Source organism: Dyella koreensis, from assembly GCF_044904565.1.
GTDB classification, from domain to species: domain Bacteria; phylum Pseudomonadota; class Gammaproteobacteria; order Xanthomonadales; family Rhodanobacteraceae; genus Dyella_D; species Dyella_D koreensis.
The window spans coordinates 399,365-419,601 of sequence record NZ_JADIKD010000010.1; the positions used below are offsets into that span (position 1 = coordinate 399,365).

General features: G+C 58.5%; 18 protein-coding genes. 3 read left to right on the plus strand and 15 right to left on the minus strand.

What is annotated here, in order from left to right; all coding sequences use genetic code 11:
* Positions 1-395: 395 nt before the first annotated feature.
* The 3 genes from ISS97_RS11370 to ISS97_RS11380 are packed head-to-tail and all read right to left on the minus strand — an operon-like array spanning position 396 to position 1,719.
* Complete coding sequence (locus ISS97_RS11370) at positions 396-926, minus strand: hypothetical protein (RefSeq protein ID WP_379986574.1); 531 nt, start codon at positions 924-926, stop codon at positions 396-398.
* Positions 923-1,357, minus strand: a complete 435-nt coding sequence (locus tag ISS97_RS11375; protein WP_379986573.1) for a helix-turn-helix transcriptional regulator — start codon at positions 1,355-1,357, stop codon at positions 923-925. The genes ISS97_RS11370 and ISS97_RS11375 overlap by 4 nt, the downstream gene beginning before the upstream one ends.
* Positions 1,354-1,719, minus strand: coding sequence for a type II toxin-antitoxin system RelE/ParE family toxin (locus ISS97_RS11380; RefSeq protein WP_379986572.1), 366 nt, complete (start codon positions 1,717-1,719; stop codon positions 1,354-1,356). The genes ISS97_RS11375 and ISS97_RS11380 overlap by 4 nt, the downstream gene beginning before the upstream one ends.
* 412 nt (positions 1,720-2,131) lie before the next feature.
* Here ISS97_RS11380 and ISS97_RS11385 point away from each other — a divergent pair, with 412 nt between their 5' ends.
* Entirely contained in the window at positions 2,132-2,392 is a 261-nt protein-coding gene (locus ISS97_RS11385; RefSeq protein ID WP_379986571.1) for a hypothetical protein, read from the plus strand.
* Between the two features lie 473 nt (positions 2,393-2,865).
* On the opposite strand, the gene ISS97_RS11390 is transcribed toward ISS97_RS11385, so the two are convergent.
* From ISS97_RS11390 to ISS97_RS11415, 6 genes are all read right to left on the minus strand, one after another.
* Complete coding sequence (locus tag ISS97_RS11390) at positions 2,866-3,090, minus strand: hypothetical protein (RefSeq protein WP_379986570.1); 225 nt, start codon at positions 3,088-3,090, stop codon at positions 2,866-2,868.
* Positions 3,091-3,153: 63 nt separating this feature from the next.
* Entirely contained in the window at positions 3,154-3,561 is a 408-nt protein-coding gene (locus ISS97_RS11395; RefSeq protein ID WP_379986569.1) for a hypothetical protein, read from the minus strand.
* Positions 3,562-3,579: 18 nt separating this feature from the next.
* Entirely contained in the window at positions 3,580-7,389 is a 3,810-nt protein-coding gene (locus ISS97_RS11400) for an RHS repeat domain-containing protein (protein WP_379986568.1), read from the minus strand.
* The gene (locus ISS97_RS11405) at positions 7,386-9,596 is read right to left on the minus strand and encodes a DUF6531 domain-containing protein (RefSeq protein WP_379986567.1); all 2,211 of its coding nucleotides are present in this window, start codon (positions 9,594-9,596) and stop codon (positions 7,386-7,388) included. Before ISS97_RS11405 ends, ISS97_RS11400 begins: the two co-directional genes overlap by 4 nt.
* 502 nt (positions 9,597-10,098) lie before the next feature.
* Entirely contained in the window at positions 10,099-10,791 is a 693-nt protein-coding gene (locus ISS97_RS11410; RefSeq protein ID WP_379986566.1) for an HD domain-containing protein, read from the minus strand.
* 7 nt (positions 10,792-10,798) lie between these two features.
* A complete protein-coding gene (locus ISS97_RS11415; protein ID WP_379986565.1) occupies positions 10,799-11,458 on the minus strand; it encodes a TetR/AcrR family transcriptional regulator in 660 nt (219 codons plus the stop codon).
* A 112-nt stretch (positions 11,459-11,570) separates the two neighbouring features.
* Here ISS97_RS11415 and ISS97_RS11420 point away from each other — a divergent pair, with 112 nt between their 5' ends.
* Both ISS97_RS11420 and ISS97_RS11425 read left to right on the plus strand, forming a co-directional pair.
* Positions 11,571-13,118, plus strand: coding sequence for a 2OG-Fe(II) oxygenase (locus tag ISS97_RS11420; RefSeq protein ID WP_379986564.1), 1,548 nt, complete (start codon positions 11,571-11,573; stop codon positions 13,116-13,118).
* A 568-nt stretch (positions 13,119-13,686) separates the two neighbouring features.
* Positions 13,687-14,934 carry an NHL repeat-containing protein gene (locus tag ISS97_RS11425; RefSeq protein WP_379986563.1) on the plus strand — a complete coding sequence of 416 codons (1,248 nt, stop codon included), beginning with the start codon at positions 13,687-13,689 and terminating at the stop codon, positions 14,932-14,934.
* Between the two features lie 152 nt (positions 14,935-15,086).
* Here ISS97_RS11425 and ISS97_RS11430 read toward each other — a convergent pair whose 3' ends face one another.
* The 6 genes from ISS97_RS11430 to ISS97_RS11455 form a co-directional block, all read right to left on the minus strand.
* On the minus strand, positions 15,087-15,908 hold the full coding sequence (locus ISS97_RS11430; RefSeq protein WP_379986562.1) for an alpha/beta fold hydrolase: 822 nt from the start codon (positions 15,906-15,908) through the stop codon (positions 15,087-15,089).
* A 106-nt stretch (positions 15,909-16,014) separates the two neighbouring features.
* The gene (locus ISS97_RS11435; protein WP_379986561.1) at positions 16,015-16,791 is read right to left on the minus strand and encodes an alpha/beta fold hydrolase; all 777 of its coding nucleotides are present in this window, start codon (positions 16,789-16,791) and stop codon (positions 16,015-16,017) included.
* A 171-nt stretch (positions 16,792-16,962) separates the two neighbouring features.
* The gene (locus ISS97_RS11440) at positions 16,963-17,472 is read right to left on the minus strand and encodes a cytochrome P460 family protein (RefSeq protein ID WP_379986560.1); all 510 of its coding nucleotides are present in this window, start codon (positions 17,470-17,472) and stop codon (positions 16,963-16,965) included.
* A 24-nt stretch (positions 17,473-17,496) separates the two neighbouring features.
* On the minus strand, positions 17,497-18,549 hold the full coding sequence (locus ISS97_RS11445; protein WP_379986559.1) for an alpha/beta fold hydrolase: 1,053 nt from the start codon (positions 18,547-18,549) through the stop codon (positions 17,497-17,499).
* A 69-nt stretch (positions 18,550-18,618) separates the two neighbouring features.
* Complete coding sequence (locus tag ISS97_RS11450) at positions 18,619-18,807, minus strand: putative signal transducing protein (protein WP_379986558.1); 189 nt, start codon at positions 18,805-18,807, stop codon at positions 18,619-18,621.
* A complete protein-coding gene (locus tag ISS97_RS11455) occupies positions 18,804-20,177 on the minus strand; it encodes an epoxide hydrolase family protein (protein ID WP_379986557.1) in 1,374 nt (457 codons plus the stop codon). Before ISS97_RS11455 ends, ISS97_RS11450 begins: the two co-directional genes overlap by 4 nt.
* Between the last annotated feature and the right edge of the window lie 60 nt (positions 20,178-20,237).

A 20,237-nucleotide genomic window follows, 5' to 3' on the forward strand; every position in this document is an offset into this window, starting at 1 on the left:
ACTTACCCGTGAGTGAATCATAGTGCTTAGTTAACACTAGTCCATGCGCCGGAAGTCATGGGCGCTGCACCCAGGTGCGTGTGGGCATGACACCAATGTATGTACGCGTTGTACAAACATTGGTGTCAGAGGGGATGTACAAACAATGGTGTCAGTCGACGCAGCCACCTCTGGGACAGGAAGGGCGAGCGCCACCTAAGGGCCGTAAACGCCCACCAAAGAACGGGCTTAGCTTGAACGCCAAGATGGGGGGCCGACCCATAAGGGAGCTGCGTAGAACGCCCCGTTCTCGTAATGTCCGTTATGTGTCGAGGGCGGTCATTGCCGCTTCGGGTCGGAAGGGAACCTTACAAACCGTCTGAATCGCGATCACCGACATGGGGCATGATTCGCGCCTACTTGGTCGCCTTGGTCTTCTTCTCCTTGGCGATCTTTTTCTCCTGCTTCTGAATTTCGATCTTTGGGGGCCTAAACACCGGGATCGTGATTCCAGCCAGACCGACTCGCCCCGTAACCGATTGCACAAGCTCTCGCCAGTACGGCCAGGCGTTGTAAGGCCCATTAATCTCCGCGAAGTGCTTGTAGCACTCCTCGTCCACCGTCAGCTCCAAGGGAAGGGAATAAATAAGCTGAAAGGTGGCCTCCAAAGCGACAAGGTCTTCGTCAGATTGCTCGACGCCTTCGGCATCAGAGTTGTCGCCGGCCCCAACTTTTGCAGAAAACTTAAAATCCGTCAGAACAATAAGCTGCTTGCGCCCATCCTCTTCGTGCTGAGAGAACGAACTACGATATCCCTGAGTCATCGCCACATCAGAAGGCACATGCAACGGATTCAGGTTCGAATCGATGTGCGCGTTCCTGAGCGTGATAGAGCGCAGAACAACATGCGCGCCAACCTCGCGCGCCAATTCGAGATTAGTCGTCACGCAACCCCCGCATACAACCCCGCAAAGAATGCATCTTTTGCCTCAATTTTGACGTCGCCGACGGGGGCGCAACCCTTCTTAGCAAACTCGACCACCCGCGGCGCGCCGTGAGTAACGGCGTGCACGGGCGAAGAAATAAACTCATTGGATCGCAGGGGTTCCAACTTAACAACAGCTCGCCTACCGAGCGCCCAGGAGGCATCGGCCAGAGTATTCAGGGTCACGTTGCGAGCCCCCGAAAGCATCTGCGTAATGTGAGCTCTACTGACACCAAGCTTTCTCGCCAAATCGGCTTTGCTGGTCCCAGTCTGCTCCATGAGCTCAGCCAACAACTCAGTCGTCCAAAGAATCAGCCGCTCGCGTTCGTATTCCCGACGATCCTCGTCGGAGGCCTGTTGCCTGTTGACCCAGTTGTGATTCTTACAGGTCATTTGTTTTCTCCAAGAAAATTCCTCCTACACGTTTCCGCGTAAGAGATGTCTCCCCGATCATGTTTCTCTTTCTTCTTTCTGACACCGCGGCAAATGATCACGCGGCTATGGTGAAGGAAGCACAACAATCGAATCTGGAAGGACTTGAACTCGAAGATTCCGTCCGTCCCTTCAAGTTTCTTAAACTTTTCCTTGTTCGAGATCTTTCCCTGTTCGCCCATCATTTCGAAAAGAACGTCGATCTTTCGCCTGTCACTCTTGTCTAGGCTGTCGAGAAAGACCTGGGCTTCACAGCTGCCATCATTCATTTCCAGCAACTCGATCGCCTTTTTACTGCCGGAATAGCATTCCTTCGTCTTCAACGGAAAACACTCCTGGATTCATGCGTTGTCGATGCATGGCTTCCCCTTTGGCGTGCGCCCTGAAATTGAGTCGATGTTAACTCACATATTAACAGTGTCAACCCCCCCCCCTCCTCGGCGGCTCGGCCGTACGCGCGCTTAGAAGCTGGCGCAGAGAGGCGGTAAGCTGAGGAACCTGAAGAAAGCCTACCTTGGATGCCCGCTAAGGCCGACAGGCTGTCACAACCTCGCCCCACGCAAGCGCGTATTCGCCCAGTCCATCGGACCAGGCCATGCCGGCGCTAGCTCAAATAGTGCGGACTTGGGCAGGGGCAATGCCGTCCTCCAGTAGCTTCGATGACGACTGACCAATGTCTGCCATGGGTCGGAATCGGACCTCAGCCGATGGGTCTCAGGTCGACTGGAAATGCGGATGCCGCCGCACCTCAATCACCTGCGCGAGCGGTACAAGGCGGAGGCTACCTCCGCAGAAGCCAGAAGGTTAAAGTTCGAGCTAGCCTTGCAGCACATCAACGCCACCGCGGGAGGTCGTGAGGAAGAGGCCCGTGCCGAGCGCAAAGCCCTGGCGGAGCAATTCGGGCTCACCATAAACGACGCTGGCGACCGTTTCGGAGTCGTAATCTTCCGCGGGCCGAAGGCATCCGCTCCGGATGGGGAACCGTCGACGTCGTGACACTACCGTCGCCCGCTTGTCAAAGTGCGCCTCTCGTCGTCGAAACCTTTCAGTTAAGTCTTTGATCTATTGATCAGTGCACAAACTTTGCTCTTGGACGACAAGCAAAGTAGGTACATAACGCGCCGCTGTGGCACAGACTATGGTTATCAGACCTACACATATATTGGCGTCATGCCCACCTGTGGGCAGGGCCTGCTTCCCGTACTAGTTCGCCGACTTATCAGCGCAACGTCGCCCCAACCGATCCGTGGCGCTGACTCTGTGAACTTGCCGGGATGGGACGGCACACTTACAACCACAGCGGGAAGAGCCTAGGTGCCGCTGGGTCAATCTCGATGGGAAATGGGTTGTTCTGTCGATGACACGAGCAAGGCCCTCGACGACCTCGGTACCGCCTCGTCGGCTGATACAACACGCCCTGCATTCCGTGCAGGCACTTACATAGACAGTGGGCACATCCTTGACCTTGACTAGTAGTCCGAAAGGGCAGCCGTGCAAGCAAAACCTGCCAGTGCTGCAAGGAAAAAAAACGTCAACGCCACTATCTCTCCGATTTTGAAACTTTTCAGTGACGGGTAAGCGGGCCAGCGCAATCCCTCTCGCGCCATAATCCGTCGCAGCACAAGATTGCCCCCCACTAACCACAGCAAAGCGCCGGCAATTAAAGGCAAATAAGGCAGCAGATCACTTTTCATTGCAAACCTTAACGATAAGCACCGAGCCATTAGGTCCGGCCGTCCAAAGATATACCACCCCTGTCATCGACGTAGCTTATTGCGCGTGCAATAGCTGGCGATAAATCGTATTGCCAGCCAAGCCAGAACGGCCGCCAATGCATTCAGCAAGATTAACCCCGCCTCTAGGTAACCAACAACCATGTCGTCCTTGACCAGCCAGCTGACCGCAACAACTGTCACCATCGACAGCGCGCAACATAGTGCAGCCCAAGCAATTAACGCCGGCAGACGAACTCGACTGTGGAATCGGCTGAACAGCCCAAGAAGACCAAAAAATATCGCAGCCTCAATAAGCGGCAAAGATTTGAAATTAGCCCCCAAAATGTCAATGTGCGCCCCCCCGTTTCCTGACGAGGAAAGCAGTGCGATGACTGTGGGCAGAAGGCTAAGAGCCGCCGTTTCGAAGAAGATTGGATGATTGATTTTCATATAAGCGTGTAAATGCCTCTAGTGACCAAGCACGGTGCCCAGGGTCGGCCCAACAAGAGTTGCGCCATAAGAGGTTCCTGAGAAGCCGCCTGCACCCGCGCCAGGAGATGCCTTAATGCCTCGATTGAGACCCCACGAGATATTGCCGCAATCGTCTTTCGTGGCTGACACGCCGAGACCAAAAATTGCAGCTGCATCCCCCTCAATGTACGGGGAGCTTCCAACTCCCGTGGTTGGAGTAGGCCCTTTAGATACCCCCGCGCTTGGCCCAACGCCGACGAAGAATCCATGTGAACTGTCTGGATTGGAGACGTTTAGCTGAGCCTGATTGTATCCACGAGAATTCCAGCCATCGAAGCTAATGCCAGCGCCTATATTTGCGGAGAAACCAACCCATGGGGTTACCACGGTTAAGCTGACACCAAACGTATATTGTCCGGCCAAACCGTAGAGGTCTACGAGAGATATTGGATTCCCATTGACATAGGTATACGTATTAATGCCCCCCATCAATCCGATTGGATCACTTTGCAGATACCGCCCCAACCGGCTGTCATAGTCACGGAACCCGTTTTGCCAAACTCCAGACTCAGTGTCCAGATATTGCCCCGGGAATCCAAGGTTCAGGCCACCGATGGCGTCTTGTACAACGGTCCGACCGAAACCGTAGTTGGCAGCTCGCCATACTTGCTGCTGCCCCCCATTGGTCACCACTTCCGGCCGGCCTAGGTGGTCGGTGTGCACGTAACCCAAGCCAGCGCTGCTGTAGACACCAACCAACTCTCCTCCCAGCCATAGATAGCTCTTCCAGCCACCTGGACCGTACTCGGCCAGCAATTGGCTCTGGGTGCCGTAGATATAACGGGTCTGCCCCTCGGGGCCGCTCTTGCCTGCACGCTGATCCTGCGCGTCATAGAGGTAAGACCATGTGCCGGCCGGGTGATAAATCGCTTCGCCATTTGGTCCATTGGGCTCACTGAAACTTGCATCGATGTCCCGGCTGTATTGATTCAACCGATTGAAGGCGTCGTAGACATAGATCGCGGTGGAACCACGGAACTGATACTTGGAACGGTTGCCTCGCGCATCGTAGCTGTAGGTGTGGTCGCCCATATTGGCGACTCGATTGCTGTTTGCGTCTACGGCGAGGTATTCGTCCCACGGACCGTTGTTATGAGTCAGATTGTCCGCCGCATCGTACTCACGGAGCTGCTGTCCGCCCGAGCCATACTCCTGCTTGGTCAGGCGCGAGAGTGCGTCGTAGGCATACTTCTGACTAAGCCCGGTATTGAAGCCGTTAGTGACAGCCGTGATCTCGTCGGCCAGGTTGAAGCCGTAGGTCAGGCTTTGCACCAGGCCGCTGGAGTTGCCGGTGCTGATGCCGGTAAGGCGGCCGTCACCGTCGTAGCCGTAGCTGCGTGCGAGGCCATTGCCTACCGTCCAGCCTGTAACCGCCCCCATCGGCTGATAGCTCAATCCGGTGGCGAGATTGCTGGTGGCACCATTGGCCGTGAGTGTCGCGGTGCTCAATTTACCGTAAGCGTAGCCGTATCCCACACTGACGCCGCTGGGATAGCTAATGCCGGTCAGACGACCGGAGTCGTCGTAGTTGTAGCCCGTCCAGTTCTCGGTGCCTTGCATGGCATCGTCGCGCGTCGCCAGCAGTCCATCGACGGTATAGGTGAAATGGGTCCAGGTATTGGTGGACACCCCGATCGCCGAACTGAAACCACACAGGCGTCCCTTGCCGTTAGCGCACGAGTCGTACGTATAGCTGCGCACTTCCTGGCCACTGCCAGCACTAGTAAGGCGACCGATGCCGTCGTAGCCATATGTCAGCGAGCTGCCGTCATTGCGCGTCATGCCGGTGCGCAGTCCAGTGGCGTCGTAGGTATAGGCCGTCGCGCCCGTATCCGGACTGACCTGCATCCATAGCTGCGCGAAGCCGTCGTAGGTATACGTGGTCGTCTTGCCGCGCGGGTCGATCACTTGGACGAGGTTGTCGGCGGTGTCGTACGCGTATTGGGTGATGCCACCGGCCGGATCGGTCGACTTGATGGGGCGATTGAACGCGTCGTACTCCACGGTCGTGGGGCGATTAAGCGCATCGGTAATCTGTACGACGTTGTTGTCGGCATCGTAGGCATAGCTGACCTTTACATTGCCGGCGCTATCCCTGCGCGCGATCACCCGCCCCAGTTCGTCATAGTCGACGCTGCTGTAGGTAGATACTACGGGCGATGGCGCACTAACCGTGATAGCCACATTGCTACTGAGATCGCCGAACCAGACCACGCTCTGCTGCTGCATCTGCCATTGGAAGTTGTAGGTACCCGGCGTACCAGGAGCTCGGATCGCGAAGCTGATCGTCGCCGTCTGGCCGGGAGCAACATCTGCAGGAAGGTCGATTAGCCAAACACCCCAAGTCGAGTTATCTGGCGGATTCTGCGGCCCCAACTTGAAGTTAGCCGCGCGAGTCCAGGTACGCGTGCCGGTGTTCTTAAACTGGAGCGTCACCGTCTGCGATGCATTCGTCTGCATAGCTGCATTCACCGACTGGCCGACGAACTGAGCATTGGGCACTGGCGTCGGAACCACGAAATTGCCCGAGGCGCCCAACAAATTGTTGCTCGCCCCCACAGGCGATATCCCATGGAGGTAGATCGTCTTGCCAGCGTATTGGAGGCGCTGCGCTTCCGAGAGCGAAATACTGAAGCGGTAGCTACCGCTGCCTACATTACAAGCGCTGGCAACCGCTGGCTCGCTGGATTGATTGGCAAGATAGCGGCCAATGCCCGTACCAGTGCCGTAAGGACCGCCGAGATACAGATCAACATTGATCGATCCAGCCCAAGAGGTTGAGCAAGCCCACCCGGTAATCCAACCGTCGGGCGTTACACCGTCGATATGACCCGTGACAACCGAGGCGATACCCGTAATGGTTGAGGTCGAGCTCCAACGCGAGTTGCCCAAGTTGTCATAGGCAATCGCCTGGACAGAATGAGAACCTGCACCGGCGTTGTTCCACGTGACTTGGTAGGGCGCAGAGTAGACCGTCCCCACGTTATTCCCATCCACCCAGAATTCCACTCGCTGGACGCTACCATCGGGATCGCTTGCGTTTGCGCTAAGTGCGATGTTGGCAGGCGTGTAATAAGTACTGCCGCTTCCAGGTGCTGTTAGAGCGATATCCGGGGGCAGATTGCCACGCACATCAACGGTGGCAAGATCATGCTGGTCAACAAAATCCTTAAGGTGAAACCGGGATCCGGCCGTAGTAATCCATGAAGCGGCAGCCGAACCCGACTGCGTACCGTTCCAACCGTAGAACGTTTGAGGATTGTTATTGTTTAGATCGGTGACGACGACTTCGCTTTGCCCCGCATAGTCATACCGGTTGGATGTCCAGCTGATAGTGGAAGTACACGTACTACCACCCGCTGGAATATTGCATACCTGAGGCGAGGCCGAGATCGAACCCGATCCAGGTGGCACTACCAGGAAATGACGGTCGAGACCGATCACCGCGCCAATGCCGGCCTTGACGTTATGACCACCCCAGGCGTTGTTTGAGAAGGTATAGGTGAAACTGGTGCCCCCTCCGCTAATTTGAGCGATCTTCCCTCCATCCAGATAAATATCGTAGGGCACGGGACGCGGACCACACGTGGAATGACCAGTGACCGTAATGCTGGCCGGAGCCAAAAAAACCTGGTCGGATGTGGGCTTATCGATGATGACGTCACACGCGATGGCGGGCTTGGCTATCACAACACCGAGAAGTAGGCTCCACAAAAAAATGAAGCGAAACATTCCTTTGTTACTCACGGCGTCGTCCCCCGCTGCGGCTCCACGAAGACGCGCTGCTTCTTGATCGAAGTCGGCAGCGACATGGCGTTGTAGGTATAGACCGTCTGTGCGAACGTGCCGCCTGGCTCTGGCTCGTACTCCGATATGAGGCGGCCAGCAGCGTCGTATTGGTAAGAATGCGTCATGCCATCTGGCGCTGTGATGCGCGAGCGCCGCCCGAAGCCGTCGTACTCGTAATACGTGTGCTGCGTGCCGCCGTTGCGGAAGGTTTGCCGGTCGACGATGCGGCCGTGCCCGTCATAGACGTAGGCCTCCTTTTCGCCATTGGGACCGGTGATGCTCCCGGGCAAGCCGAGGTTGTTGTAGTTGTCGTATGTCGTGGTCTGGCCGAGGCCATTTTTGGATGACAGCAGATCACCTGCTTGCGAATACGTCAGGACCGTGGCGTCGCCCGAGCCCGCCAGCGGACCGTCGATCGTCATCGTGGCAATCAGGCCGCTGGGCCATGTGGTGTAGGTATAAGTGGTGGTGCGTGTCTGGTTCGAACTGGCAGCGACCACAGACGACAGGTTCTTCACCGTGGCGGACGCAATCCGCTGATCCGCTCCATAGACATAGGCGATCTCACGCTGACCGACCAACGTTTCCCTGGTCCGATGATTGTAATCGTCCCAGGCATACGTCCTGACACGCTGCACAGTGGGATCGGCCCCGGCATTCTCAGTGGCCTTCAGCAACTGGCCTTTGGCATCCGACTCGTAAGCCGTGATATTGCCCCGGAAATCGGTCGACGCCGACATGTAGCCGTTGGAGTCGTACTGACGCATGGCGAAGCTGGCAGGGCAATGAGTCGACGCCTGGCCATCAATCGACACCTGGTTGCCGTTGGCATCAAACGAGTAAGTGGTCGCCCTACCCAACGGATTGGTGACCGTAGTGGCGGTAACGTTGCCATTGGCGTCGAGCGTATAAGCGAACTGATAGCGCTCTGTGTCGTAGGCGTGCTTAGTTTCGGTAACACGTGCGTTGGCGTCATAGGTGAACCACGAATAGCGCACGCCCTGGATCAGCTTGCCAGTTAGTGCTGTTTGGAATCGACTGTCTTCGTAGACATAGGTATGCGACGTCGACGGCGTACCGGGCTGGGTCGCACCGGTAAGCAGGGCGACCATGGTCTGGATGGGAGGCGCTGATGGCGTCGGCGGTGGATCGTCCAGCTCCGGCTGCATCATCAGCATGGGCCTGAGCGCCGTGGCTGCCGTCGAGCGCATCTGCATCGTATTCGACGAGGTCAGCGCAATGGTCTTGTAGGTGTATTGGTAGACGTTACCGGCGGGATCCGTGACCTGCGCGAGCAGGCCATTGCTCCAAGTGAAGTCCACGTGGCGTCCAGAATCATGGGTCACGCGGGTCAGGTAGTGATTGCCATCGTAGGTGAAATTCCAGCCGATCCCCTGCTGGTTCTTGATAGTGACGGGGAAGCCGGACGCATCGTAGAGCTCGACCGTGTGGTCTTCGCTATAGAGCTGGTAGCTACCGCCGATCTTCAAGATCTTGGCGATAGGCGAAGGCTTATCCTCGTACCAGCCGGGCGCGGGCGACGTTGCGTAGTTGAACTTGATCTTGCGGCCGTCGGGGCGCTGCGCCCAGATCGTCTGGCCAGTGGGATCGCAAGTGCCGTTGCCCGGTCGGGGATAGCACGCGGACGTGGGATCGTCCGTGGTGAACAGCAGTTTGTAGTCGTAGTCGCTCAGCCAGCGGCGGCCGAAGATGCCGATGCCATCCCAATAGAAGTTGTAGGTGCGGGTGAGCCGGAGGCCCATCTCGCCACCACTGGTGAAATCCACCTCGGGCTCGATCTTGTTGCCAGTGGAGAACACGACCGGGTTGCCAGCCTGCTGGACGCCGCCTGCGCGATCGCAGCCTGTCTTCTGGTTGGAATCGCGCTTGTTGTTGGGCTTGTCGCCCTGGTTGGGAACCGTTCCAACGTTGCCACCGCCACCGCCACCCAATGGACCGCCATCCTGAGGCTCCCTTGGACCGCCGTTATCGCCGAACTCGACATGACAGCTGGAGGTGTGCGTCACGGTCCATGCGCCGGAGGCCGGGTCTAGCGTGGCCGTATCGCTGCTTTGGCAGACCATCACCTCCGCATTGGCAGCATGAGGGACATGCAACAAGCCCAGGCCCAACACGGCCAGCGCTACATATCGCAACGGTTGCAATGCGTTTCGTATTGATCGAAGACGAAATAGATGATCGCAAAATCCTACGAACTCTCTGGTACGTCGACAAAAGTCGTACACATATACGCGCAGACGGACCAGCCGTCCCAATGGCCGTTGCAACATCCCTATCATCTCCCCTGATTGCCGCCATGCATTGCGCACGGCTGGGGCCATTTGACATGGGCGGCCAAGAGGCGTCAAGAACTTGTGGGCCCATTGCAAAAAAATCTTGCGATTGCGGTCTTGGGGGCTGGATGGGGGCGGATCGATCTGTAGCTGACCCGTTATTGCGCGAGGGAAGCCTTATTGCAGCTGGCGGATCCAACGCTTAGCTCGGGTGTACTACGGCAACGACCGCCCGGAATTGTGGAATACGAACACAGATGCGCTCCTCCGCTCCTCTGGCGTCTACATGCCTCTAAACATGTTCCTTGACCATAGCGCTATCGAGAATATTCGAGCTGAAATGCATAAGCATCCTCGATGCAGCAACGGAAGACTAAGGCTCCACAGGCAAGGGCCACCATCGTTCCAGTGTGGCGAGTGAGCGAGCGATATTCGCCCGCGCCCACTCTTCAAATCGGTCCCGGAACAAAGGCGTGGTGTAGATCGCGGAACGCCCCAGAAAGCTCCTCAGGACATCCGCACGCTTAGCCCGGTAAATCATGCCAGGAACCCAACGATACTCGCGGCGTACTTGTGCCTCGTAAGCGTCGAAACGCTCAGGTGACGCACCAAGAATCGAAAGGTCGATATCTACAAGTATTTGCGCATCGGGCTGTTCGACTGACGCGGTGTGCCGCGTCGCCATGACGAGCGCATGCATACGCTCGATCGACTGTGCTTCCACACCCATCGTATCGCCAACTGTGGCTAGCCATTTGGCGCTGGCGGCCTCGTTGTCGGAGCGCCGAGGTTCGTAAATCGCATCATGAAACCACAGAGCAATGGCCACTTCTTCCGGATGGTCACACTGGCTCCATACCTCATCCAGCAGTACAAGGCACTCTTCCAGATGTTCACGCGTGTGATAGGCACGATGAGCTTCCTCATAGCGCGCCAGCAATTCATCGAAGACTTGGTCAGGTGCGGACTCAATACCAAGCCCGGCCCATGCACGTCGCCAATGATTAATGTCAGAGGCGACGAAAATCCCTGCATCTTGATTCCGAACACTCAGTAGGCCACTCATCGCCACCTCACCTTGCCCTTGCGGGGGCGCGGAATGTTTTTACTTGTTTCGGCACGCCATTCGCCGCTGGCTCTGAAGCGACGTACCGATGAACCCATTCGGTCGCCATGTCTGCAGCGAACCCCGTTGGGACAATGGTGCGTGCGTTGCTCGCCAGGACGAACACTCCTTCGACAAACGCCAGCAGCCCGGCAGCGAAGGCATCCAGCTTGCGTACCCGTTTACCGCTCTCGATCAGGTATGCCCTGAGCAGTTTTCGAATCAGCGCTATCTCCTGGCTTATCGCTTGCTGGTACACCTCGCGTACGTCGGGATCGCGCACAGCCTCCGCACCAATCATCACCCAGGCCGCGACCGCGTCAGGGTTGGCATCCTCCCCATAGGCAAGACGTGCATCGATATAGGCCCGCAGACGCTCCTGCGCAGTGTTCGCCGAGGAGGCACGGGATTCGAAGCGGCGCAATGCGTAATGGGCCAGCTGATCAACCAGCGCCACCAGGATCTCGCGCTTGTCGCGGAAATGGTAATGAATGAGCCCCGGGGCCAGTCCGGAAGCCGCCGCAATGGCCTGGATGGTAGCTCCCCCATAGCCCTGCGCGGCTACGGTCTTGAGTAGCCCATCAACGATCTGCTGCCTACGAAGCTCGGTATTGGGTTTGCGCGGCACGAGGACTCCTTTCTATAAATTGGTTATACACCCAAAAAATGATTGATTACTAGAGCTGGGTCAGGTAGGTTTTCGTATAAATTGGGTGATCAACCAATAAATGGTGAATTCCATGGATGCGATCAGCAGTCTGTCGGTAGTGGAAGAAGCAGGCGTAACCAATAGCGGCCCGTGCCGGATCATCGAGCAGCCTCTCCCACGAGAGCTGGGAACCTGCGTACTGATCCCAGGCTTCCTTTCCAGGGCCGAGTGCACCGCCTTAATCGAAGCTGCCGAAGGACGCGGTTTCTCCAGCGCTGAGCTGGACTATCCCCCCTCTTACAGAAATAACGACCGGCAGGTTCTGGCTGACGCACAGCTAGCTGCGCAATTGCTGAGTCGCCTGCGTGAAGAGCTCCCGGGCGGTATCGAGCGCCTACTACCAGGCGACCTAATACCGAACTGGAAATTAGAGAGCATCAACGAGAGATTTCGTCTGTGCCGCTACCAGCCCGGGCAACGATTCCACATTCATCAGGATGGGGTACATCACCGGGACTCCGATTGCCGCTCCATGCTCACCTTCATGGTGTACCTGACGGATGGTGACGATTTTGAAGGTGGCGACACGCTGTTTTACGCGGCGGGCCCTCAAGCTGGAGAGGGCAAGTCAAATCTTGTCGCTCGCGTTCGTCCCCACGCCGGCAGTCTGATTGTCTTTGATCACAGCATTTGGCATGCGGGGGAAGAAGTTACTCGTGGGGTCAAACACGTACTGCGAAGCGACCTCCTGTTTCGCGGCGCGCCAGAGATGTTGACTCCCGTCAACACTAGCGTCTCGCATCACCAAGGCTACGTCTGGACGCTCATTGAACTAGATGACGGACGTGTGGCCAGCGGCGGGCGAGATGGAAGCATCCGTATTTGGCATGAAGAGGGGGCATTGAGCAGCTCACTCACCGGGCATAGCCAGTCCGTGCTTGGATTGATTGAGGTGCGCCCCGGTGTGATCGCATCCATTTCCCGCGATCGCACGCTGCGGTACTGGGATGTCGCCGAGGAGCGTTGCATTCGATCCGTTACGGCACATAGGGCGGCGGTTCTTTCAATCGTGCTCACTTCGGGACGAATGATCGCGACGGGGAGTGCAGATCACACGATCCGTCTCTGGTCTGAGGATGGAACGTTAGTTCGATCGCTGGTGGGACACGACGGCTGGGTATGGGGACTGGTCAATCTTGGGCAAGATCTGCTTGCAAGTGCATCGGAAGATGGCAGCGTGCGAATTTGGAACCTGGGATCAGGCCAGTGCATCGCCACATTTCCCACAAGCTGCGCACTAAGAACGATAGATGCGTTCCAACCGGACTTAACGGGTGGCCCGGCCCACCTAGCCATCGGCGACGCAAGCGGCCAGGTCACTTTTTTGTCTATGGACCTAAGCGATGTACGCGAACTGGTGTCTTTCAAAGCGCATGACGCGGCCGTTCGTCGGGTTAGGTTTCTCCATGACGGAGTATTGGCAACGTGCGGTGAAGACAATCGTCTCCGCATTTGGAGCGGTAACCCTTCAGAGTTGATCCACGAAGACACCCACGGAAACTTCGTTACTGACGTCATCGAGCTCCGAAGCGGCTCAAGGGTGAGCTGCGGATACGATGGTGAGTTGCGATGGAGGTAGGACGGCGAATGACTTCGACCTCACCGTCACTTTACCTTCTCGGAGGCAAGGCACCTGAAGCGTTCTAGTGGCCTGTCCGGCACATACTTTGGTTGTCAAATCGCAGATGTACCCTGCAACCGTGACCACCTAAGCATTTGTTTCAATTAGCCCTGTACACACGTTGCTATTCAACAGTCAGCAAAGTACGTACACAAGACGCCTCCACTGCACACACTTTGGTCTCCAAAACTGCACGGACTTTGGTGTCATGCCCACGTGTGGGCATGACACCAATGTATGCACCAGTTGTACAAACAATGGTGTCACGCGGCGCAACCTATGAGACCGATAAGTCGGATGATTACTAGGAAGCAATAAGTGCTTGCAGGCACACCTTCGACTGGGGCTTCTGACGGATCAGCTCATCAACGTCAGATCAACCATGGGGTAGCAATCAAGACCAACTTCAACGTTAAAGGGGGCAGCGTTACGGGCAGGAAGCTACGCAGCAAGCGATGGTGAATTGAATTGAGACCCAAATAGATTCAACCACATTCAACAGGGAGAACACGCAGTGATCAGCAACATGATGAAGATATCGTTTGGTATAGCTATTAGTGCTATCAGCGCACTTGCAACGCTCGCACAGGCCGCATCGCTGGACTCCACGTTCGGTTCAGCAGGCATCACGTCCACCGCATTCGGCAACTACGGTGCTGCCGCCCGGGTTGTTATCCAACCGGACGGACGGATTGTCACCGCCGGCCAGGACGCCCTCGGCGACTTTGCACTGGCGCGTTATACGACGAGTGGTGTGCTGGATACGAGCTTCAATGGCACCGGCAAGGTCACCACCACGCCGTCCGGCAGCTGCTCGGGACAGGCGCGCGCACTCGCCCTGCAGGCGGATGGCAAGATCGTCGTTGCGGGTACCTCGTGCCCGAACTTCACCTCCACCCGCAACTTCACCATTTATCGCTACAACACGGATGGTTCGCTGGACACCACCTTTGGCAGCTCGGGCAAGGCGACCGTCAATTTCTACGCGGGGGCTTCGGAGGCCTACGCCGTAGCCGTACAGGGCGGCTCAATCTGGGTAGCGGGCTATGCCGGTTCCGGCTTTGCGCTGGCGCGCCTTACCAGCAGCGGAACATTGGATTACAGCTTCGGCAGCGGTTCCGGTACCGTCACCTCGGCGGTTGGCACTAGCTCTGCCTACGCCAACAACCTGGTCATCCAGGCGGACGGTAAACCCGTGCTAGCCGGCTACGCGTCGAGCGGTGGCACCGTATTCGCGTTGACGCGCTACACCACGAATGGCGCGCTGGACACCACGTTCGGTGCCGGCGGTAAAGTTCTGACCAATGTGGGCGGCACTTTCACCGGCAACTCCGCCATCGCCACTTCGCTGGCGATTCAAATCGATGGCAAGATCGTCGCCGCCGGCTACGCGAACAGCACGAGTTCCGGCTACTACCGATTTGCAGCCGTTCGTTACACAAGCACCGGCGCGCTGGACAGCACCTTTGGATCCGGCACTGGCAAGGTCCTTACCGCCATCGGTAGCGGCGATGCGATCGGCAACGATGTTGCCATCGACGCCAACGGAGGAATCATTGTCGGCGGCTACTCCAGTGCGGGCAGCTATCGCCAGTTGACCTTGAATCGCTACGACCAGTTCGGCAACCAGGACTACAGCTTCGGACCGGCTGCCACCACCGTCGGCAGCGCGAATGCCGCTGTTCAAGGGCTCGCCATACAAGGCGACGGCAAAATCATCGTCGCGGGCTATGGCAACTCGCCAGTGACCTTCGTTGTTGCGCGCTATCAATAAGCCGCCGCTCGAAATCGCCAGCCTCAACGGCAGCATCAGGAAAGCCTCCCCCTCTCGCCCGCTGCGGGAGGGGGAATGCAGCAAGCATCGAAGACGCCAGGCGTCCTCGGTCTAGCGCCGATCCTGGAAACCACGACCAGCGCCAGGGTGACTCAGGAGCGGATGAACTCCAGCAAGTCGTTGTTGACCTGCTCCTGATGGGTGGCGGTCAGGCCATGCGGCGCGCCCGGATAGACCTTCAGCGTCGCGTGCTTGACGATCTTGGCCGACAGGCGGCCCGAGTCGTCGATCGGCACGATCTGGTCGTCGTCGCCGTGAATGACCAGCGTCGGCACCTCAACCTTCTTCAGGTCCGGCGTGTAGTCGACTTCGGAGAACTCCTTGATGCAGTCGTACTGCCCCTTGAGGCCGCCCATCATGCCCTGCATCCAGAAGGAGTCGCGCATACCCTGCGTCGCCTTGGATCCCGCGCGATTCGCGCCGAAGAACGGGCCGGAGAGATCCTTGAAGAACTGGGAACGGTCGGCCAGGGTCTTCTGGCGGATGTCGTTGAACACGTCGATCGGCAGGCCACCGGGGTTGTTGGCGGTCTTGACCATGATCGGCGGCACCGCTCCGATCAGCACCAGCTTGGCCACGCGTGCATTGCCGTGACGACCGATATAATGAGCGACTTCACCGCCGCCGGTGGAGTGACCGACCAGCACCACGTTCTTCAGGTCCAGCTTCTCGATCAGCGTCGCGAGATCGTCGGCATAGGTATCCATGTCGTTGCCGTTCCACGGCTGGCCCGAACGGCCATGACCGCGACGGTCGTGCGCGATGGTGCGATAGCCGTGCGAGCTCAGGAACAGCATCTGGGCATCCCAGGCGTCGGCGGTCAGCGGCCAGCCGTGCGAAAACACGACGGGCTGACCCTTTCCCCAATCCTTGTAGTAGATCTGCGTTCCGTCTTTGGCGGTCATCGTGGTCATGTCAGAGTGTCCTGGTCGAGGTGAGGTAGGTGCGACTGCGCCGTGGCTGGAAGCGCTCGCTGCAAATCCAGCCACGTGCAATACCGGTACCGCGGAAGCTGACGCTTTACTTCGCCGCTGCCGCTTCCTCGATCAAGTGCGCGACTTCTTCCGCATGCGACACCATGACGACATGGGACGCGCCCTTCACCACCTTGACGTCTTTAGCGTTGGCGCGCTTGGCCATAAAAGCCATCGCTTCCGGCGGGATGTTCTTGTCCGCGGCGCCGTAGATGTGCCAGGAAGGAATGGTTTGCCATGCGGCCTTGCCGCTCTTTTCATTGAGCGCGACTTCCGTGATCGGACGCTGGGTGGCCGCCATCAGGGCCGCCTGCGCTGCCGGCACATCGGCTGCAAACTGCGCAGGGAACTTGTCCTGCAAGATGTAGAGATCCTTGCCGCCATCCGAAAGCGGAACCGGCGACGCGAGGGTCGGCCCCAGCGTGCTTCCCGGAAATTTATTGGACAGCTCGGCGGCGCTCTCGCCTGTCGCCGGAGCAAAAGCGGCGACATACACCAGCGCCTTGACGTTTGAATGATCGTTGGCCGCCTCGGTGATGACGCTGCCACCGTAGGAGTGCCCGACCAGCACTACCGGTTCCTTGAGACTGCCTACCAGGCTACCAATGTACTGGCCATCGCTCTTCACGCCACGAAGCGGATTGGCGGCAGCGATGACGACATAACCGTCCTTGCGCAGGATCTTGATAACGCCGGCCCAGCTCGACGCATCGGCAAATGCGCCATGCACCAGCACGATGCAAGGCTTCTGCGTCTGCGCGAACGCGCTCGTTCCGGTAACCATGACGGCGGCCATGGCCAGGCTGAGGAATAGCTTCTTCATGTAAATCTCCTTGAGGTAGAAAAGTGGTTCCGGCTTGGAAAAAACATCCAGATGATGACGCATCACACTCCAGTGACCATGGACAGGCATCCACCGGCTGGCGAACCGGGTAACCCGGGCGAATGAACAAGCATCAGGCGTGCTGGCTTTCCCGCCGCAGATCCCATGCCGTTATGGGGCATACCGAGTGAACACATAATCACGGGCTTTGGCACGAGCCTCGTGACAGGCAAAGCACGTACGATGCTGCGCTTCATCGGCCGGCTTGCCGTCGATGAAGCGGCCAAAACCCCAGCCGCCCGTCGAGGCATATTTCCGGGCATCTTTGACCATGACCTGCACGGTCGTCGGCGCACCGGGAATGGATGCGGATTCGAACTCGGGCGACTGCTCGTGTTTCCAGGCCAACTTCACCAGCACCGTCCCATCCGGAAACGGTTGCGCGCCGCGCTGGTAGGCCTTTATCGCCGTCGTGTTACCAACGACGGCGCGCAGCTCGTTCAGCGGAGCGCCCTCCTGCGCAGGGGCGATGAGCTGCCACTGCCGGTAGCCATCGGGCACGGTGACCTTAAAGATCGGCGACGCCGGCTTGTTGTCCTGCGCGCTCATCGCGATGGCCGCCGTCGCTATGCCTATGGCGGCACCGCCGACGAGTACGAGGATTGGATAAGGCGATTTCATTGGATCGCTCCCCTCACATCAGCGTCAGAGACGGTCCGCATCGATAACGGCCTGGATAAATGCCTGCGGCGCTTCCTGTGGCAGGTTGTGACCGATGCCACCCGTGATGAGGCGATACTCGTACTTGCCGGTGAAGTACTTGCGATAGGCCTCTGCCACTGGATGCGGCGCACCGTTGGCGTCTCCTTCCATAGTGATGGTCGGCACGGTAATCGAGGGCGACTTGGCCAGGCGTTCTTCCAGTGCGGCGTACTCTTCCTGGCCTTCGGCCAAGCCCAGCCGCCAGCGATAGTTGTGGATCGCAACGGCGACCTGATCCGGGTTATCCAGCGCAGCGGCGCTACGCTCGAAGGTGGCGTCATCGAAGTGCCACTGTGGTGAAGCAAGCTGCCAGATCAGCTTCGCGAACTCACGCGTGTACTTCGCATATCCCTGGTGTCCGCGCTCGGTGGCGAAATAGAACTGATACCACCATAGGTACTCGGCCTTCGGCGGCAACGGCTGCTTGCCGGCCTCCTGACTGCCGATGAGGTAACCGCTGACGGATACCAGCGCCTTGACCCGCTGCGGCCACAAGGCCGCGACAATGTCGGCCGAACGCGCACCCCAGTCGAATCCGCCGAGAACGGCGCGATGGATCTTGAGCGCATCCATGAAATCGACGACGTCCTTGGCCAGCGCGGCCGGCTCGGCGTTGCGCGGCGTCGTGGCGGAAAGGAAGCGAGTCGCGCCATAGCCACGTGCATAGGGAACAAGCACCCGGTAGCCCTTTGCCGCAAGCGCAGGCGCGACCTCGTCGTAGGCATGGATATCGTAGGGCCAGCCATGCAGGAGAATGACCACCGGTCCATCGATGGGGCCAAGCTCCGCATACGCCACATCCAGCACCCCGGCATGGATCTGCTTCAGCGTGCCGAGCGGATTCGGCGCCCCCACCACTATCTTGGATGCCTGCGTCGCATCGGATGGAGCGGACTCCGCAAGGGCCGCGCCCGTCATGCCGAACTGAGCGAGCGCGATAGCGAAGGCCGCTGCGGCCAGCACATGGCGGCGACTGGAATCATTGTTCTGGCACATCGGTTATCTCCCGTGAATGAACGATTCGTTTGGCGAAACAGCACCACTTGCCCAAGCACCGACACAGCATCACCGGTTATCGAGTACGGCCAGGGCCGCCTCTGCGTATTCATCGGCCACCAGCAACTGCACGCCTGCCCCGCCACCTTCCATGCCGACATCGACGCCGAGCACCATGGCGGATATGTCGGCGCCTTCCAGGGCAAGCTTGGCCAGTTCGGCGGCCAGGCTTGTGGTGTAGGTCCTGATGACCGTCATGGTCTGGCGTCCGCACGCTTGCGCAAGGGCTTGAACGCGCCGCGCAGTTCCTCGGCGAACAGCTGCGGCTGTTCCCATGCAGCGAAGTGCCCGCCCTTGGGGGCCTCGTGGAAGTAGTACAGCGACGGGTAGGCCTGTCTGGCCCAGCTTTCAGGTGCGCGATAGATTTCGTGCGGGAACACGGTAATCGCCACCGGCACTTTGATCTCACGCGTTTTCTGCGTGGCCGAACTGAAATTGTTGTTGTTGTTTTCCCAGTAGAAACGCGACGACGAAGCGCCGGTGTTGGTCAACCAGTACAGGGTGATGTCGTCGAGAATCTCGTCACGGCCGATCACGCGCTCAGGATGGAGTTCGCTGTCACTCCATTCGGCAATCTTCTCGTACATCCAGGCGGCCATTCCGCTGGGCGAATCGGCAAGCGAGTAACCGATGGTCTGCGGCCGCGTCACCATCATCGCGCCATACGCCGCGCTCCTGCCGAAGAACGTACTGAGCGCGTCGTACGCGCGCTTTTCCGGAGCAGACAAGCTGGCCGGCGCGGGATCGCCGGCGCTGATCGACTTCATCAGTTCTCCGGGAACCGTGGCAGGCATATTGAGGTGAATACCGAGCAGCCCCGAAGGTGCCTGACGCGCGAGAGCATCCGAAATTACCGAGCCGTGGTCGCCACCTTGCGACACATAATGGGTATAGCCCAACCGCTTCATCAGTACGTCCCAGGCGCGCGCGACCCGGTCGGGGTTCCAGCCGAGGTCGATGGGCCGACTCGAAAAGCCGTAGCCGGGAATGGCGGGGATCACGACGTCAAAAGCGTCTTCAGGACGTCCGCCATAAGCCACCGGATCGGTGAGCGGACCGATGGACTTCAGGAACTCCAGCGGCGAACCCGGCCAGCCATGCGTAAGGATCAGCGGCATCGCATTCGGCTCGCGCGAGCGCACATGGATGAACTGGATATCCAAACCATCGATCGTGGTGACGAACTCCGGCAGCGCATTCAACTTTGCTTCCAGCCGGCGCCAGTCATAGCCACTGCCCCAGTAGCGCACCAGCTCCCGCACCTGAGCCAGCTGGATGCCCTGGGATTCGTCCTTGACCGTTTCCTCGTCGGGCCAGCGGGTTTGCGCAACGCGCTTGCGCAGGTCGTCCAATTGAGCCTGCGGCACGTGGATATGAAACGGTCGGATACGGGTATCGTCCTGCTTGCCCGCACTGGAAGCGGGCTGGCCGGTGTTGCTTTCCGCAAGGGCCAGCGAACCGGCGGCAACCGGTCCCGCGAAGCTGACGAAAGCAAGGCCGCAGGCAAGCACCATGGCGCCAAGGGTAAATCCGCGGCTGCGTAGCGTTGGTGAAAAATGGTGGGGCATAGGGGGCTCCGGTGGATCGGGTTGGTCTGAACGCATATGGCACCCGGCTGCAAGCGATGT